We start from the raw sequence: 15302 nt of genomic DNA, 5'->3' as shown, positions 1-15302 counted from the left end.
CTCTGTCCGGCGTGAAACGTGCAATCCTCTTCCTGCGGCGCAGGGCGATCAGCAGCCTTCCGGTGCTGCTGATCGTGGTGATCTTCACCTTCTTCCTGCTGGAATTCGCCTCGGGCGATGCCGTCGATGCCTATCTCGGCTCGATCGGCGGCGGCGATGCGGCGCTCAGGCAGTCGCTGCGCGAGAGCTACGGCCTCGACCGGTCCATGCTGGCCCGGCTCTGGCTTTATCTCTCCTCGCTGGCGCGGCTCGATCTCGGCTGGTCGGTCGCCTTCGACCGGCCGGTCGGCTCGCTCATCGCCGAACGCCTGCCCAACACGCTGCTGCTGATGGGCAGCGCCACGGCGCTTTCCTTCGGTTTCGGCTCGGCGCTCGGTATCCTCGCGGGGGCGCGGCCGGGGTCGGTGCGCGACCGGCTGCTGTCGATCGGCTCGCTTGTTGTTTATGCCATTCCGAGCTTCTGGCTCGGCCTGGTTCTCAGCATCGCCTTTTCGGTGAAGCTGCGCTGGTTTCCGATCGCCGGTATCGAGACGATCGCTTCAGGAAAGACGGGGCTTTCACGCGCGCTCGACATATCAGATCATCTGGTCCTGCCGGCCGGTGCGCTCGCCCTGATCTATCTCGCCTTGTTCCTGCGGGTGATGCGCGCCGGCATGGGGCAGGTGTGGAAGCTCGATTTCGTCCTCTTTGCCCGCGCCAAAGGTCTGTCGCGCACCCGCATCGTGCTGCGCCATGTGGCGCGCAATGCGCTGCTGCCGCTCGTTACCATGCTCGGGCTGCAATCGGCGGCCATGCTCGGCGGCAGCGTGGTGATCGAGAGCGTCTTTGCGGTCCCCGGCTTCGGGCGCCTAGCGCAGGAGGCGGTCAACGGCCGCGACGCGCCGCTGTTGATGGGGATCATCCTCACCAGCGCCGTGTTGGTCATTGCGGTCAATTTCCTCGTCGATCTCGTCTATGCCGGGCTCGATCCGCGCATCGGCGCCTCGGAGGGCGGCGCATGAGCCGTCTCCGGCGTCTCCTCGGCACACCGGAAGGCATGATTGGGCTTGCCATCCTTGTCATCCTGCTTCTGTTCGGGCTGCTCGCCCCCATCATTTCGCCCGGCGATCCGCTCAGGATCGCCGGGCGGGCGCTGCTTGCGCCCTTCACCGATCCAGCCTTTCCGCTCGGTACGGACCGTCTCGGACGCGACGTGTTCGCCGGCCTCCTTTATGGCGCGCGCACCTCGCTTGCCGTCGGCCTCGCGGCAGCCTTTTCGGCGATGATCCTCGGGCTTTGCGTCGGCATGGCGGCCGGTTTTGCCGGCGGGATCGTCGACGAGGCGCTGATGCGGGTGGTCGATGCCTTCCAGATCGTGCCGGCCTTCCTGCTCGCCCTTGCCTTCGTCAGCACCATCGGCGTCTCGACGCCGGTCGTCGTGCTGGCCATCGCGCTCGGCGCCTGGGCCGATCCGGCGCGGTTGATGCGGGCGCAGGTGCTGGCGATCCGCGAGCAGGATTACGTCGCCTCGGCAAGGGTGATCGGCATGCATCCCGCGGAGATCGCCTTCCGGGAAATCCTGCCGAACGCGCTGCCACCGGTGCTGGCGCTCTCGGCCACCATCGTCGCCGGCGCGATCCTGACGGAGGCGGCCCTTTCCTTTCTTGGCCTCGGCAATCCGAATATCGCTACCTGGGGTTCGATGATCGCCGAGGGCCGCAGCGTGCTGCGCTCGGCCGCCTATCTCTCCGTCATACCGGGCGCGGCACTTGCCGTGACCGTGCTCGGCGTCCATCTCCTCAGCGAAGGTCTTGGCAAGGCGCTCGGCGATGACGGCGGGAGAGCGGCATGAGCGGTATTTTCTGCAGCCTCCGGCAGCTCTCGGTCACCTATGGGCGCGGCAAAAACAATGCTGCCGCCGCGCTCGACCGTATCGATCTCGACATCAAGGCCGGCGAAAGGCTGGCGATCATCGGCGAAAGCGGCTCCGGCAAGAGCACGCTCGCCCGGGCGCTGGCCGGTCTGCTGCCTGAAGGAACGAAGGTCGCAGGCGAGATGCTCTGGCCGGCACTCGGCCATCCGCCTCGCCCGGGCCTCGATTTCGGCTTCGTCTTCCAGGATCCGGGCGCAAGCCTCAATCCAGTGCTGACGATCGGCGAACAGATCGCCGAGAGCGCCAGGCGTCATCTCGGCCCCAGCTGGAAACAGGCTTCTCTCCGAGCCGAGGAATTGCTCGAACGGGTGCGGATGCCTGAGCCCAGCAAGGCGATGCGGGCCTTTCCGCATCAGCTTTCCGGCGGTCAGCGCCAGCGCGTGGCGATCGCCGCGGCAATCGCTGCCAAGCCGGCGCTGCTGATCGCCGACGAGGCGACGAGCGCCCTCGACGTTGTCGTCCAGGCCGAGATCGTCCGCCTGCTCGACGGGCTGGTGCGCGAAGACGGCATGACGTTGCTCTTCATCACCCACGATATCGCGCTCGCTTCCGGCTTCGTCGACCGGATCGCCGTTTTCCGCGATGCGCGCCTCGTCGAGGCCGGTCCCGTCCATTCGGTGCTTTCTGCGCCGGCAAGCGGCTATACTTCAGCCCTCATCGCCAGCCATCGCGACCTCGCGACGCCACCGCTGATCGCGGAGCTGTCCTCATGAACGCGCTGCTTTCCATCGAGAACCTGTCGAAAGGCTTTTCGTCGGCTGGCCGGAAAGTCGCTGCCCTCGACGATATCTCGCTGACGATCGCCGCCGGAGAAACACTCGGTCTCGTCGGCGCCTCGGGCAGCGGAAAATCGACATTGTCGCGCATCCTGCTGCGGCTTCTGCCTGCCGATGCCGGGTCGATCCGCTTCGAAGGAGAGGATTGGCTGGCGCTGAGGGGTGCTGCCCTGCGCCGCAAGCGGGCGCGCCTGCAGATGGTGTTCCAGGATCCGCTCGCCGCCTTCAACCCGCTGGCGAATGTCGGTTCGGTGCTCGGTGATCCCTTGCGCATTCACGGCATCGTGTCGAAAGACCGGCGTGCCGGCGAGATCGCGATGCTCCTCGAGCGTGTCGGCCTACCCACCGATTATGCCCGCCGGCCGGTGCGCGCGCTTTCCGGCGGCCAGCGCCAGCGCGTGGCGATCGCCCGGGCGATGGCGACACGTCCGTCGCTGCTGGTGCTCGACGAGGCGGTCTCGGCGCTCGACGTCACCGTGCGCGGCAAGATCCTCGAACTTCTGGTCGATCTGCAGAAAGAACAGGGCATTGCCTGCCTGTTCATTTCGCACGATCTTGCCGTCGTCCGCGCCGTCTCCCACCGCATCGCCGTCATGGATGGCGGGCGGATCGTCGAGACCGGTCCGGCAGCGGCAGTCGTCGCCGCGCCGCAATCCGAGGCCGCTCGCGCCCTCGTTGCAGCCGTCCCTCGTCTCGTGACCGATCCGTCCTGAAGGAGATGTCCATGTTTGATCCCGGTTGGAATCCCTTGCACGGCGTCCCCTCCTATCCCGTTGAACGCTACGCCGCCCTCGCCGACAGGATCGGCGGCATCCTGCGCAGCCGCAGCGACATCGTGCTGGTGCAGGCCGAGGCGGTGGTGGCGCTGGAAGCGGTGGCGGCCAGCCTTGCGCGTCCCGGCCTTTCCGCCCTCAATATCGTCACCAGTCCCTATGGCGGCTGGTTCGGGCAATGGCTGCGGCGGGGCGGTGCCGCGGTCCAGGATATCATCGCCGAACCCGGCCTGCCGATCGAGAGCGAAGCGGTTGCCAAGGCGCTCGACACTGGTCCTCCTGTCGATGTGCTGGTTCTGGTTCATGCAGAATCGGCGAGCGGCATTCTGAACCCCCTGCCGGAGATATCGGCGCTGGCGCGCGCCCGCGGCATCGTCACCGTCGTCGATGCGGTTGCCTCGGTCGGCGGCCATCGGCTCGATGTCGACCATCTCGGCATCGATATCGCGGTGATCGGCCCGCAGAAAGCGCTCGGCGGTCCGGCCGGCGTGTCGGCGCTTTCGCTCAGCCCCCGCGCCTGGGAGCTTATTCTGAGAGAGGGCGCACCGCGCGATTCGATCCTGTCGCTGGCGGATCTCAAGTCATGGCTCGACGGTGGCCGGCGGGCTCTGCCAGGAACGCCGGCGCCCTTGGAATTCTTCGCGCTGGAGGCCGCACTCGACCGCATCGAGGCCGAAGGGCTGGAAAAGGTCATCGCCCGCCATGCGCTGGCGGCATCGGCGACATGGGCGGGGCTTGCCGCGCTCGGCGCCGGGGCCCGCGTGCCTGCAGCCAAGGCGTCGAACCTGGTGACGGCGGTGCCGGTGCCGGATGGCTTGGCGTCTGCAACGCTGATCGCCGCCGCCGGGCGGTTGGGTGTCGAGCTGACCGAAAGTGTCGGGACCGCGTCTGCCGGTCTCGTGCGGCTCAACCACACAGGTGCGCGCGCCGCATTCCAGACGGTGCTTGCGAATGTCGTCGCCTATGGCGCGGCCCTCAGGCAGGCCGGCCATGCTTGCGATATCGCCGCCGCCGCGGAGGCGATTTCCGCGGTCTACAGCCGCTGAGAGGATGCCGCCGGAATCGGGAAAGCGGCAAGGGACCGCCCGGCGTGGATGGCCAGGCGGTCCGGCCTTGGATTACGCCGTCTGCCGGGTGCGCCAGCTGTCGGCATAGGCCTCGCGGGCGTCACGCGCGTAAGGGACCGGCGCGACCTTGACCCGGATCTCGAGCTGCTTGTGACGTTCGACGGTGGTCTTCCGGGTTCCGCCATCGGGTTCGCCCCAAACGAGGGTCAGCACGTCGCCGACCTGCACCTCCGGCTCGACCGTACCGAGCGAAAGCATGGTGCGTTCGTTGTGGCTGTAGCCTGAGAACATCGACACGCCGATCGTTCTGCCGTTCTTCATCAACTGGTCGTAGCTTGAGGAAGCGTAGTTCGACAGCGGCAGGTCGATATATTTATAGTTATCGCCTGAAGGGTCGAACAGCGATTGGAAGACTTTGGCGACATCGTCCTGGTTCCAGGCGAATGTCACCTTCTTGCGATGCGGCTTGTCGGCGATCTTTTCCAGTGCGGCGCGGCCGATGAAGTCGTGATCGAACTTGACGAACGGGCCGTAGCCGAGTTCGTACGGGGTGAGGTAATAATCCTCGATATTGTCGGAGACGAAGCTGCCGCCGATCGAGCCGGTTGCTTCATAGCTGTCGGCGCCCAGCCATTCGCGGAAGGGTTTCATGCGCTCGTCGGTATAGACTGCCGGCAGCGGCGACGGAATCCAGCCGGATTCCAGCGTGTTCGTCGCATAGGCACGGGCGCCGACCTGGCGCAGGCCGAATTCTTCGCCGGCTTCCAGGATGACGTTGCGGATTTCGTCGCCTTCTTCATAGGGTCCGAAAATCTCCAGGCCAGGAGCGCCCGACATGCCGTGGCGTAGCGTGCGGACGCGGCGCCCGCCGATGTTCATCGTGTCCATATTGAAGAACTTGACGTCGGCGAGCGGCCCGCCGTTGACCTTTTCGAGGATCTTCCAGGCGTTCGGCCCCTGTATCTGATAGCGGTACCGCCGGCGCACGACCGGTTTGCCGCCCGGTCGCGACGGCGAACGGTCGTCGCGGTCGAGCCTCACGTTATAGCCGCCGGTCTGCCCGTGAAACTCCACCCAGTTGATCGTCGGCGCGCGGCCGACGATCAGATACTGGTTTTCGGCCACATGAAAGAGAATGACATCGCCGATGACATGGCCGCTATGGCTGACCGGCACGAATTGCTTGGCGCGGTTGACCGGGAAATTGGCGAAGCTGTTGATGCCGAGATAAGAGATGAGCTTCAGCGCATCCGGCCCCTCGATCATCAGTTCGGCCATATGGTGCGACTGGTCGAAGAGCACGGCGGTTTCGCGCCAGGCGCGCTGCTCGTCGCGCCAGTTGCTGAATTCCGGCGGTACGACGGGATAGATATAGGCGCCGATCGGCGAATTGCGGAGCATGTTCACCGTGTTGCCGGCGGCGCTCAGCTTCTGCTCCAGGCTCTGTTTTGTCATGATATTCCTCCCATTGAACGAAGATGATGGTCGAGGCCTTGCGGCCGGTTTCAGTCAGAGGCTGCCTGCTGCTCCGCCCAGCGGATGGATTGGGCCGGATCGCCGAAGGTGAAGAAATGCACGCCGCTGATGCCGAGATCCGGTTCGGCGGCCTCAGCTGCGGCGATATCGATCAGCAGCTCTTCCGGCGTTTCACCCGAAAGCACGTTGCGGGCGACTTCGCTTCTTTCGCGCAGCGCCCGCAAGGATGCGCCGACACCGCAGCGAAGCGCGTATTTGAGAAGCTTCGTGCGGCTGGCCGGTCCGGCGATGCCGACCCTGAGCGGCACTGTTACGCCCCGTTCGCGAAGCCGCCGTGCAAAGCTGAGGAGCGGTTTCTGATCGAACAGGAACTGGCTCACCAATAACACATCGAGCCCGGCACGGGCAGCCGCATCGACCTTTGCGGTCAGCGCCGTGTCTAGGACGGCACCGGCGATCCGCGGATGCCCTTCCGGGTAACAGGCGATGGCGATACGGCCGATGCCATATGTCTGGAAGAGCCCGGTTTCGATCAGGTCCAGCGCGGAGCCGAAGGTCCCGGCGGCATCGTCCCGATCCCCGCCGAGAACGAGCGCATGGCGGACGCCGGCCTCTTCGGACAGCCGGGCAAGCATGGTGTCAAGTTCCAGGCGGTTGCGGATATTGCGGGCGACGATATGGGGAACCGGCACGAAGCCGGCGTCTCTCAGACCCGCCGCCGCCCTCACCAAAAGGCCGATATCCTCCTTCGGAAGATGGGCGACAAAGACCTCGGAGCCGGGTGGCAGGGTCGCGGTCATGCTCTGCAACGACGGGAGGTCGCGCGACGTCACCTCGATGGAATAATGCGAGAGAAGATCGGCAAGAGGCGCCTTCTCCCGGCTCTCGCTTTGCGGCGCAATCATCATAAGCTTCTCTCCTCACCGTGCAGGGATCTTATGTGTCCATCCTGTATACAGTGATATGCCGAAAATTGCGCCGCCAGCAAGTGACATAACAAAGTTCGTGAAAAGTTCTCTGGTAAGTGCTTTATAGATAACTTTTTAGATATGTATTGATGTGTAAATTGTCATGAAATATTCGCTTGACATATAGCGGTATACAGTTCGTACTCCATTCTGGAGGGGCGGAAAATGGCTGCGGAAAAGGGAAACGTAGATCGCAAGCGCGACAGCCAGGCCTTGAAAGGCCTTCTCGGCGTGCGTGATCTCGTGCTTGGCGGCGGCGTCTCGCCGGGGGAGCGTCTGTCGGAAGTTTCGCTGGCCGAAAAGCTCGGCATCTCGCGCACACCGCTGCGCGCGGCCCTTGCCCGTCTCGAACAGGAAGGCCTGCTCGAGCAGATTCCCTCCGGTGGTTATGCCGTGCGCGGCTTCACCGCGGCGGATGTTTTCGACGCCATTGAGCTGCGTGGCGTGCTTGAAGGCACGGCAGCCCGGCTTGCCGCCGAACGCGGCGTCACGCCAGCAAAGCTCAAGGCGATCAAAGGACTGATCCTCGAGCTCGACAAATGCTTTCGCGATCGGCCGGAGGACATGCTGTTTGCCCAGTATGTAGAGCTCAATGCGGAATTCCATTCCATGCTCGCCGGTCTTGCCGGCAGCGAGACGATGCGGCGCGAGGTGGAACGGGCGGCGCAGCTGCCATTCGCCTCGCCGAGCGCGTTTCTGGAGAAGCAGGAGGATGTGCCCGCCTTTCGCCTGTCGCTGGTGCGTGCGCAGCGTCAGCACCGCGACATCGTTGCGGCGATCGAGATGCGCGAAGGCACGCGCGCCGAGGCGCTGGCGCGGGAACATGCGCGCCTTGCGCGCCACAATCTGGAATTCGTCATGGAAGAGGATCGCAGCCTGATCACCCGTGTTCCGGGACTGACGCTGGTATCGACTTGAGACGCGGCTGGCGATCGAGGGCGGGGAGGCCCTGCCGGCCGGTCGGCTGAGAAAGCCGATGGAGAAGAGAGGAGGCCGGCGGATCGCATGGATCGCCGGTAGGAGCAGGAGAAAAGCCGTGATTGCCACTCAAGCATTCCGATGAAGCCGTATCCGGCCCTTGATAATCATGGCTCGTCAAGGCAGGAGAGTAGTATCGCGGAGATCGGATGCAGATGACGAGATTGCTGGACGCGCAGGGCCTGGAGATTTCGCATGAGGGACATCGCACCCGCCTGAAATGGCACCGGCTGCGCAAGCGGTTTGCCGATCCTCTGTTCTCAGCCGAGGTGATGGCCGAGGGTTTTGCCGCCGGCGCCTCGATGGAACTCGATCTGCGGGTGCGCGCCGATGGCGGCTTCGTCGTGCTGCACGATGAGGAACTCGACGGTGAGACGACGGGACATGGGCCGATCGCCCAAAAAAGCCCCGGCGATCTCGGCGATATCAGGATGAAAGAGGGCGACCGGCCGCTGATCCTCAGCGAGGATCTCGCCGCCATGATGCAATCGACGCATCCGGCCGCGTTGCTGCAGTTCGACATGAAGGACGATTATGAGGCGATCGGCGCGAGGGGCATCGAGCACCTTGCCGCGCATTTCCGTGACATCGCCGCCTCGGTGATCGTCAGTGGCGGCAGTCTCGACCTCATCGTTGCCGTCAAGGAAAAGCTTCCGCATCTCCTGCGCGGCATTGATCCCACAGACAAGCTCTATGGTATCAGGCAGGCCAGCGGCTGGAAGGCCGTCGAGACGGAATTGTGCGCCGACCTGCGCGGCCCGACCGAACCGGACACGATCTATCTCCACTGGCCGCTGATCCTCGATGCCGCCAGGGAAGGTCTCGATATGATCGCGCTCTGCCATGACGAAGGCAAACGCGTCGATGCCTGGACCTTTACCCTCAAGCATCCCGAGGCCGGTTTCAGCGACGAGGAATGGCGGAACTTCCGGTCGCTGATGGCCCTGAAGCCGGATCAGGTCACCACCGACGAGGCGCCGGCGACCGAACGCGCCTGGCGTCGACGCATAGCGGATTAACCGCGGGCACCTGATGCCGGAAGGCGTGAGCGGCTTTAGCTCTTTGTTTTGATGCATGCTGTTGTCCCGGAAGCGCGGCAGTCTTCCGGGCGACATGCATTATTTCAGGGCTGTCGCATGTTTTGCACAATTTGCATCATTTTAAACTTCTGATGTTATCCCTATCCGACAGTCAAATGTTGGTGTGCGATATGCAAGTTGTTGATACTGTAGCAATTACTCAACAAGAAAATTCCAGCTTGCAGAAAGCGTGGCATTTTGGGTGTACCGGCCGTTCGATCGAGGCACTCGCACTGGCCGGCGAAACTCTTGCCGATGCCAGAGCGCGGGGCGATGATCGGCTCGCCGCTCAATGCGATACCGACATTGCCTGGTACTGTTTTCAAACCGGCAAGGCCGAACTGGGGCTGACGCATGTCCGCCGGGCGGTGGACTTCTGGAAATCGACCGGGGAGCCCAACGAGGAAGCCTATGCCCGGGCCTATTTCGGATGGCTGCTGCTGGAATTGGGCCTGCCTGAGGAAGCGATCGAAGAGGCCACCCGCGCGCTGGATCTTGCCGACAGGACCGCAGATCGGAAAGCGCAGAGCCTCGCCACCAACGTCATTGGAATTATCTTCTGGTACAACAAGCAGCCCGACCGGGCCATCCTGATGAGCGAGCGCTCCGTCGAGCTCGCCAGATCGATCGGCGACAAGACCTATGAATGCTGGTGGCTCGTCAATCTCGGCGGCGCCCATTCGGAAGGCGGATATATTGCGCAAGCGCTCGGCCAGACGGATGAAGGACGCCGGCTGCTGACGAGAGCGCTTGAGCTGACCGACGAGGCGCTCGACCTGGCCATCGAGATCGGTGACAGCTGGGCTGCGCGCATCTGCCTCGGCAACAACGCCGATTATTACAGTCACCTCGGCGAACATGAGAGGGCGCTCCAGTGCATGGAGCGCTATCAGCTGTTTCAGGAAAACAGCTATGTCAGGGACAGGCAGCAATATCTCTACACCCTGGGCCAGATCTACAATAGTTACGGAAAATTCGAGGAAGCGCGGTCGCTGCTGCTCGAGGCGATGGCATTGATCAGCGAGGGCGGCAGTTTCGATTCCTACATTCAGATCTATTTTTATCTGTCGCAGGCGCATGAAGGGCTGGGGCAGTTCGATCTGGCGCTGGAGGCGCATAAGAAATACCACCAGGCATATCTGCAGAACAGCGCCGAGAGGACCCAGCAGCGCGCACGCCTGGCCGAAATCTACTATGAAACCAAGCGGCTCAAGGAAGTTGCCGAAACGGAAACGAAGCGCGCCAATACGCTGGAGGCCTCCTATCAGAAACTGCAGGAAGAAACCGATATCCTTGCCAGCGCCGTCTATCTGGACGCTTTGACCGGGCTCTATAACCGCAAATATCTCGACAGCCGCTTCAAGGAATTGACGTCGGAGAAGCGTCCCTATTCCATCGCGATGCTTGACGTCGATCACTTCAAGTCGGTCAACGACAACTTCTCTCACATGATCGGCGACCAGGTTCTGAGCGCCATCGGGGCGATTCTGCGCAACCAGCTCAGGATCACCGATCAGGCGATCCGCTTCGGCGGCGAGGAGTTCGTCGTCCTGCTGGCCGGCTCTCCCCGCGGGGCCGCCGATGTCTGCGACAGGCTGCGTGCGGCCGTCGAACAATGGGACTGGTCGGAGATCTGCAACGGGCTGCGCGTCACGATCAGCATCGGCGTGGCCGGCACGCTGTCTGCCAATTCTCCGACCGAGATTTTAGCGATCGCCGACCAGAATCTCTACACGGCGAAAAAGACCGGTCGCAATCGCGTCGTTGCGTAACCGCTGCACATTTTGGCGTAACATGCTCTACAGCCCCTCGATGTCGAGGATGAAGGCGAATTCGCCGGCAAGTCCCGGCGAGTGGGCGATGACCGGTCCGCCATCGGCAAGCAGCCTGTCGACGCCAGGCATCGCCACCATGGCGCCGGCTTCTTCGGCGATCAGCGCGCCGGCGAGCATGTCCCAGGCATTGAGATGGCGTTCGTAGTAGAGATCGGCAGCGCCTTCGGCGACACGAACGAGGTCGATCGCCGCCGCGCCCGTGCGGCGATAGTCCATGCCGCGTTCGTGCAGCCGCTTGGAAAGCGCCAGATGATCGTCGAAGCTGGTCTTGCGGGAATGGCCGAGAATGACGAGCGCATTGGCCGGATCGGTGGTTGCGGCCGCATGGATCGGCAGCCCGTCCTTGAAGGCGCCGCCGCCGCGGATGGCGTGAAAGACCTTGTCCTCGGTGGCGTCATAGACCACGCCGATCTCGACCCTGCCGCCGGCGACGAAGGCGATCGAGACGGCCCAATGCCGGAAGCCCCTGATATAGTTGGTCGTGCCGTCGATCGGATCGACGACCCAGGTGCCGCCCTCGCCGGATCGCCCGCCACTCTCTTCGCCCATGAACGTATCGCCCGGAAAATGGGAGAGCAGCCCGTCGCGGATCGACTGCTCGGCCTGCTTGTCGGCGATGGTGACGAAATCCTGCAATCCCTTGTTCTCGACGGCCAGCGTGCCGGGGTTCGAGCTGCGCCGGAACCGGGCCGCTTCCCGTCCGGTCTCGAGGGCGACTGAGATTGCGACCTCCGCCCGGGTGCGGATGGCGGCGGCATCGAATGCGGAAGTCATCAGGCAGTCCTTCTTTGTATCAGTGTCACCGGCGTGAATTCGACGCGCGCCGTCAGGTCCGGTTCGGCAATTCGGCTCATCAGCAGGTCGACCGTCTGTTCGGCCTGGAGGTCGCAGGGTTGGCGGATGGTCGTGAGGTTGTAAGCGGCCCAGGCCGCCTGGGGAATGTCGTCATGGCCGATAATGGGGAGCGGCGGCGCATCGTCGCGGCTGCGGCCCTGCATGAGCTGGTCGACCACGCCGCAGGCCATGTAATCATTGGCGCAGAACAAGCCGTCAATGCCGGATGCGGCAAGCTCGGCGGCGGCATCATAGCCGCTCTTGTAGTCGTTGATCCTGACCTGCAGCAGCTGCGCTTCGACGCCGAGCTGCTTGCAGCGTGCGATGAAGGCCTCGCTCCGCCGGCGCGCCGTATAGGATATGGCGGGAGCGGCCATCACCGCGGGCTTTCGCGCGCCGCTGTCGATCAGATGGGCGGCGGCGAGATAGCCGGCCATGCGGTCGTCGGAGATGATGCGGTCGACGAAGGGGATGTCGTTGCCCTTGTTGATCAGCACGATCGGCACGCCCTCGGCCGCACATTGCTCGCAGATCTCGGTCGGCGGCGCGTCCGAGGTTACGATGACGCCCGAGACGGCGTAATGCAGCAGCTGGCCGATAACCGTCGAAGTATCCGCCTCCTGCGAGGTCGGCAGCAGGATGGGGCGGAAGTTGCGGGCGAGCAGTACCCTTGAGAGATGCTCGATCTGCAGCGTGCGGAACGGATTGTCGAATCCGGCGGCGACGACTCCGACGAGATCGGAGCGTTTGTTGGTGAGGCTTCGAGCAAGATAGTTCACGCGGTAGCCGAGATCCTTGGCGGCCTGGAAGACCTTCTCGCGTGTTTTCGGCGAGACGCTGGCATCCGGCGTGAAGGCGCGCGACACGGCGGCGCGCGAGACGCCGGCCGCACGCGCCACGTCGAAGGAGGTTACCTTGCGCGGTCCCTTATCCCTGTCTGGCAACTGCTTTTTCCCTCTCTGCCGACGGCCGCATCAGATCGGGAAGATCGGTGCAGATGCCGAGAACCGGAAGCGCCATGATGTCGTCGAGGATGGTCCGCCGCTCCTCGTGCCAGAGCACGATTTCGCGGCCAGCCTCGAAGGCGCGGCCTATCAAGGCCTCGGTTACCAGATCCTGCGGCCGCTCGCCTGCCCTTTCCCAGCAGAGATGCAGGATATCGGCGCCGGCCTCGTCACCCAGCGCATGCGGATCGTGGCCGACGCGGATCAGCACCGAAAGCGGAAAGTCGCAGCCCACGTCGCGGAGTTCGCGCACCTGCGCCGTGTCGAAGGAGCCGAGGCAGGCGAAACGCTGGTTCATCTCGGCAAGATGGCGCCAGCAGAGCAGGCCGGTCCCTGATGCTTTCAGCTCGACATAGAGACCTGTGCCGGTCTCGCGGCCGAGAGCGGCGACCGCCGAAAAAGGCGGCACGTCGACACCGTCGAGGGCGGCGAGCTCGGCAGCGGTCATTTCGGAAATGCGGCGGTCGACGCCGAAGACGCGCTGGAGATGATCGTCATGCGAGACGACGACCACGCCGTCGCGGGTCAGTTGCGTGTCGAGCTCCCACATCTCAGCGCCGAGTTCGGCAGCGCGGCGGAAAGCGGCGATCGTGTTCTCGCGCTCATGGCCGCTGGCGCCACGATGACCGATGCAGAAAGGAAGCCGGCCCTTGGCGGTCGGCCAGCCGTAACGCTCGAAAAATGCCTGGAAATCGCGGGTCATCAGAGCCTCCTGCCGCTTTCGTCGAAGACGAAGACGCCGCGGCTGTCGATCGCCCAGCGGACGTCGTCGCCGACATGGATGTCGTTGCGCACCGGCTGGATCGAGCGCAGCAGCGGCCCGCCGGCCAGCGCCACGTCGTAGAGGTTCTCGCGCCCTTGCGTTTCGGCGAAGGTGACCTTGCCGGACACAGCGACGTCGCCTGCCGGGGTGAAATGCTCCGGCCGGACGCCGAGCATCAGCTTCGTACCCTCGGCGGCGCCGACGGAACCTGGCAAGGGCACGCGGATTTCGCTTTCCGGAATGACGAAGGCGCCCTTGTCGACGACGCCGCGCAGGAAGGTGATCGGCGGGTTGCCGAGGAAGCCGGCGACGAAAGCGGTCTTCGGATCATTGTACATTTCGGCCGGCGTAGCGATCTGGACGATCTCGCCTTCCTTCATGATGGCGATGCGGTCGCACATGCTCATCGCCTCAACCTGGTCATGGGTGACGAGAATGGCGGTGATGCCGGTCTCGCGCTGCAGGCGGCGGATTTCCGAGCGCATTTCGAGGCGCAGCTTGGCGTCGAGATTGGCGAGCGGCTCGTCGAGCAGCAGCACGTCGGGCTTGCGGATCAGCGCGCGCGCCAGCGCCACGCGCTGCTGCTGGCCACCGGAAAGCTGCGCCGGCCGGCGCTCCATGAGATTGCCGATATGAACAAGTGCGGAAATGCGGTCGACCTCCTTGCGGATGTCTGCGGCCGGCGCGCCCTTCACCTTCAGGGGGAAACCGATGTTTTCGGCGACCGTCATGTGCGGATAAAGCGCATAGGACTGGAAGACGACGCCGACATTGCGGGCCTGGCTCGGCAGGTCGGTGACGTCGCGGTCGCCGAAGAGGATGCGTCCGCTGGTTGGCCGGTGAATGCCGCAGACCGCAAAAAGCGTCGTCGATTTGCCGCAGCCGGAAGGACCGAGCAGTGCCAGCATCTCGCCGTCGCCGACTTCGAGCTGCATGTTTTCGATGACCTTGGTGGAGCCGAAGCTCTTCGAGAAATTGTCGAGGAGGATGCGCATCAGCCTTTGCTCCCGCCGCCGTAGATGTTCATGAGATATTTGTTGAAGAGCGCGTAAGCAATCAGCACTGGGATGAGGTAGAAGAGGCCGACCGCCTTGAACATATTGAAATCGTAATTGTTGTCGTCGGCAAGGAAGCCCGCGAGGTAGACCGACAGCACCTGAACATCGTTGCCCGGCGCCAGCACCTGCGGCAGGATGAACTCGCCCCAGCCGGCGAGAAAGGAGAACAGGCCGAGCGCCATGATGCCTGGCTTGACCTGCGGCAGCACGAGGCTGCGCCAGACGCGGAAACGCGAGGCGCCGTCGACGACGCCGGCCATTTCGATTTCCCAGGGCACGGTGTCGTAGAAACCCTTCATCAGCCAGATGCCGAGCGGCAGGTCGATCGCCGCCTTCACCAGGATGACGCCGATCAGCGAATTATAGAGGCCGATCATCTGCAGCACGATGAAGATGGCGATGATCAGCGTCACCGACGGGAAGGCGTGCAGCACCATGACGCCGGCAAGGAAGAAGCCGCGCGCCGGCACGTTGAGCCGCGAGAGCACGTAACCGGCCATCGACGAGACGATGAGCACCAGGCTGGTGGTGCAGGCCGAAAACAGCAGCGTATTCAGCGTCACCTGCCAGATATTCGCCTTACCCGCCGTCGTCTGCCACAGGAAGCGCCAGTGATTGAGCGTCAGGCCGGAGGGCAGTAGCGCATCCGGCTGCTTCACCGTCACGGTATCGAGGAAGAGATAGACATACATCAGGAGCAGCGGCAGGCTGACGATGGTCAGCGCCGTTATGACAGGCCAGTTGCTGTAATTTGCCGAGGGCTGCGCGTGTTCTGCCAT

15 protein-coding genes are annotated in these 15302 nt (G+C 63.8%); 8 read left to right on the top strand and 7 right to left on the bottom strand.

Translation table 11 applies throughout. The annotated features are described in order from the left end of the window. Positions 1–11 precede the first annotated feature (11 nt). The 5 genes from BBJ66_RS04870 to BBJ66_RS04850 are packed head-to-tail and all read left to right on the top strand — an operon-like array spanning position 12 to position 4507. Positions 12–1001 (top strand): ABC transporter permease, encoded by a 990-nt coding sequence (locus BBJ66_RS04870; protein ID WP_071085359.1) that lies wholly within the window; start codon positions 12–14, stop codon positions 999–1001. Next, complete coding sequence (locus tag BBJ66_RS04865; RefSeq protein WP_071085357.1) at positions 998–1831, top strand: ABC transporter permease; 834 nt, start codon at positions 998–1000, stop codon at positions 1829–1831. The genes BBJ66_RS04870 and BBJ66_RS04865 overlap by 4 nt, the downstream gene beginning before the upstream one ends. Beyond that, positions 1828–2625 carry an ABC transporter ATP-binding protein gene (locus tag BBJ66_RS04860; RefSeq protein ID WP_071085355.1) on the top strand — a complete coding sequence of 266 codons (798 nt, stop codon included), beginning with the start codon at positions 1828–1830 and terminating at the stop codon, positions 2623–2625. The genes BBJ66_RS04865 and BBJ66_RS04860 overlap by 4 nt, the downstream gene beginning before the upstream one ends. Then, a complete protein-coding gene (locus tag BBJ66_RS04855) occupies positions 2622–3401 on the top strand; it encodes an ABC transporter ATP-binding protein (protein ID WP_071085353.1) in 780 nt (259 codons plus the stop codon). The genes BBJ66_RS04860 and BBJ66_RS04855 overlap by 4 nt, the downstream gene beginning before the upstream one ends. A gap of 11 nt (positions 3402–3412) precedes the next feature. Further along, the gene (locus tag BBJ66_RS04850; protein ID WP_071085351.1) at positions 3413–4507 is read left to right on the top strand and encodes an aminotransferase class V-fold PLP-dependent enzyme; all 1095 of its coding nucleotides are present in this window, start codon (positions 3413–3415) and stop codon (positions 4505–4507) included. 72 nt (positions 4508–4579) lie between these two features. Here the strand turns inward: BBJ66_RS04850 and ligM are convergent, their stop codons facing one another. Continuing rightward, positions 4580–5983, bottom strand: a complete 1404-nt coding sequence (ligM, locus tag BBJ66_RS04845; RefSeq protein WP_071085349.1) for a vanillate/3-O-methylgallate O-demethylase — start codon at positions 5981–5983, stop codon at positions 4580–4582. A 50-nt stretch (positions 5984–6033) separates the two neighbouring features. Then, positions 6034–6912 (bottom strand): methylenetetrahydrofolate reductase, encoded by an 879-nt coding sequence (locus BBJ66_RS04840; protein ID WP_049732389.1) that lies wholly within the window; start codon positions 6910–6912, stop codon positions 6034–6036. A 225-nt stretch (positions 6913–7137) separates the two neighbouring features. On the opposite strand from BBJ66_RS04840, the gene BBJ66_RS04835 reads away from it, so the two are divergent. From BBJ66_RS04835 to BBJ66_RS04825, 3 genes are all read left to right on the top strand, one after another. Beyond that, positions 7138–7890 carry a GntR family transcriptional regulator gene (locus BBJ66_RS04835; RefSeq protein WP_049732390.1) on the top strand — a complete coding sequence of 251 codons (753 nt, stop codon included), beginning with the start codon at positions 7138–7140 and terminating at the stop codon, positions 7888–7890. Positions 7891–8099: 209 nt separating this feature from the next. Beyond that, a complete protein-coding gene (locus BBJ66_RS04830; RefSeq protein WP_049732391.1) occupies positions 8100–8969 on the top strand; it encodes a glycerophosphodiester phosphodiesterase in 870 nt (289 codons plus the stop codon). 176 nt (positions 8970–9145) lie between these two features. After that, positions 9146–10801: a GGDEF domain-containing protein gene (locus BBJ66_RS04825; RefSeq protein ID WP_071085347.1), complete on the top strand. Its 1656-nt coding sequence runs from the start codon at positions 9146–9148 to the stop codon at positions 10799–10801. A 27-nt stretch (positions 10802–10828) separates the two neighbouring features. Here the strand turns inward: BBJ66_RS04825 and BBJ66_RS04820 are convergent, their stop codons facing one another. From BBJ66_RS04820 to BBJ66_RS04800, 5 genes are read right to left on the bottom strand one after another with little or no spacing between them, the layout of a single operon-like run. Continuing rightward, positions 10829–11638: an inositol monophosphatase family protein gene (locus BBJ66_RS04820; protein ID WP_071085345.1), complete on the bottom strand. Its 810-nt coding sequence runs from the start codon at positions 11636–11638 to the stop codon at positions 10829–10831. After that, positions 11638–12642 carry a LacI family DNA-binding transcriptional regulator gene (locus BBJ66_RS04815; RefSeq protein WP_071085344.1) on the bottom strand — a complete coding sequence of 335 codons (1005 nt, stop codon included), beginning with the start codon at positions 12640–12642 and terminating at the stop codon, positions 11638–11640. Before BBJ66_RS04815 ends, BBJ66_RS04820 begins: the two co-directional genes overlap by 1 nt. Then, the gene (locus tag BBJ66_RS04810) at positions 12626–13405 is read right to left on the bottom strand and encodes a glycerophosphodiester phosphodiesterase (protein WP_071085341.1); all 780 of its coding nucleotides are present in this window, start codon (positions 13403–13405) and stop codon (positions 12626–12628) included. Before BBJ66_RS04810 ends, BBJ66_RS04815 begins: the two co-directional genes overlap by 17 nt. Beyond that, on the bottom strand, positions 13405–14460 hold the full coding sequence (locus tag BBJ66_RS04805) for an ABC transporter ATP-binding protein (protein WP_071085340.1): 1056 nt from the start codon (positions 14458–14460) through the stop codon (positions 13405–13407). Before BBJ66_RS04805 ends, BBJ66_RS04810 begins: the two co-directional genes overlap by 1 nt. Continuing rightward, positions 14460–15302, bottom strand: coding sequence for a carbohydrate ABC transporter permease (locus BBJ66_RS04800; RefSeq protein ID WP_071085338.1), 843 nt, complete (start codon positions 15300–15302; stop codon positions 14460–14462). The genes BBJ66_RS04805 and BBJ66_RS04800 overlap by 1 nt, the downstream gene beginning before the upstream one ends.

Origin of the sequence: Rhizobium sp. RSm-3 (genome assembly GCF_001854685.1) — a bacterium.
GTDB classification, from domain to species: Bacteria; Pseudomonadota; Alphaproteobacteria; order Rhizobiales; family Rhizobiaceae; genus Rhizobium; species Rhizobium ecuadorense.
Note: the sequence above shows the minus strand (reverse complement) of the source record. Positions and strands in the feature narration are given on the sequence as shown.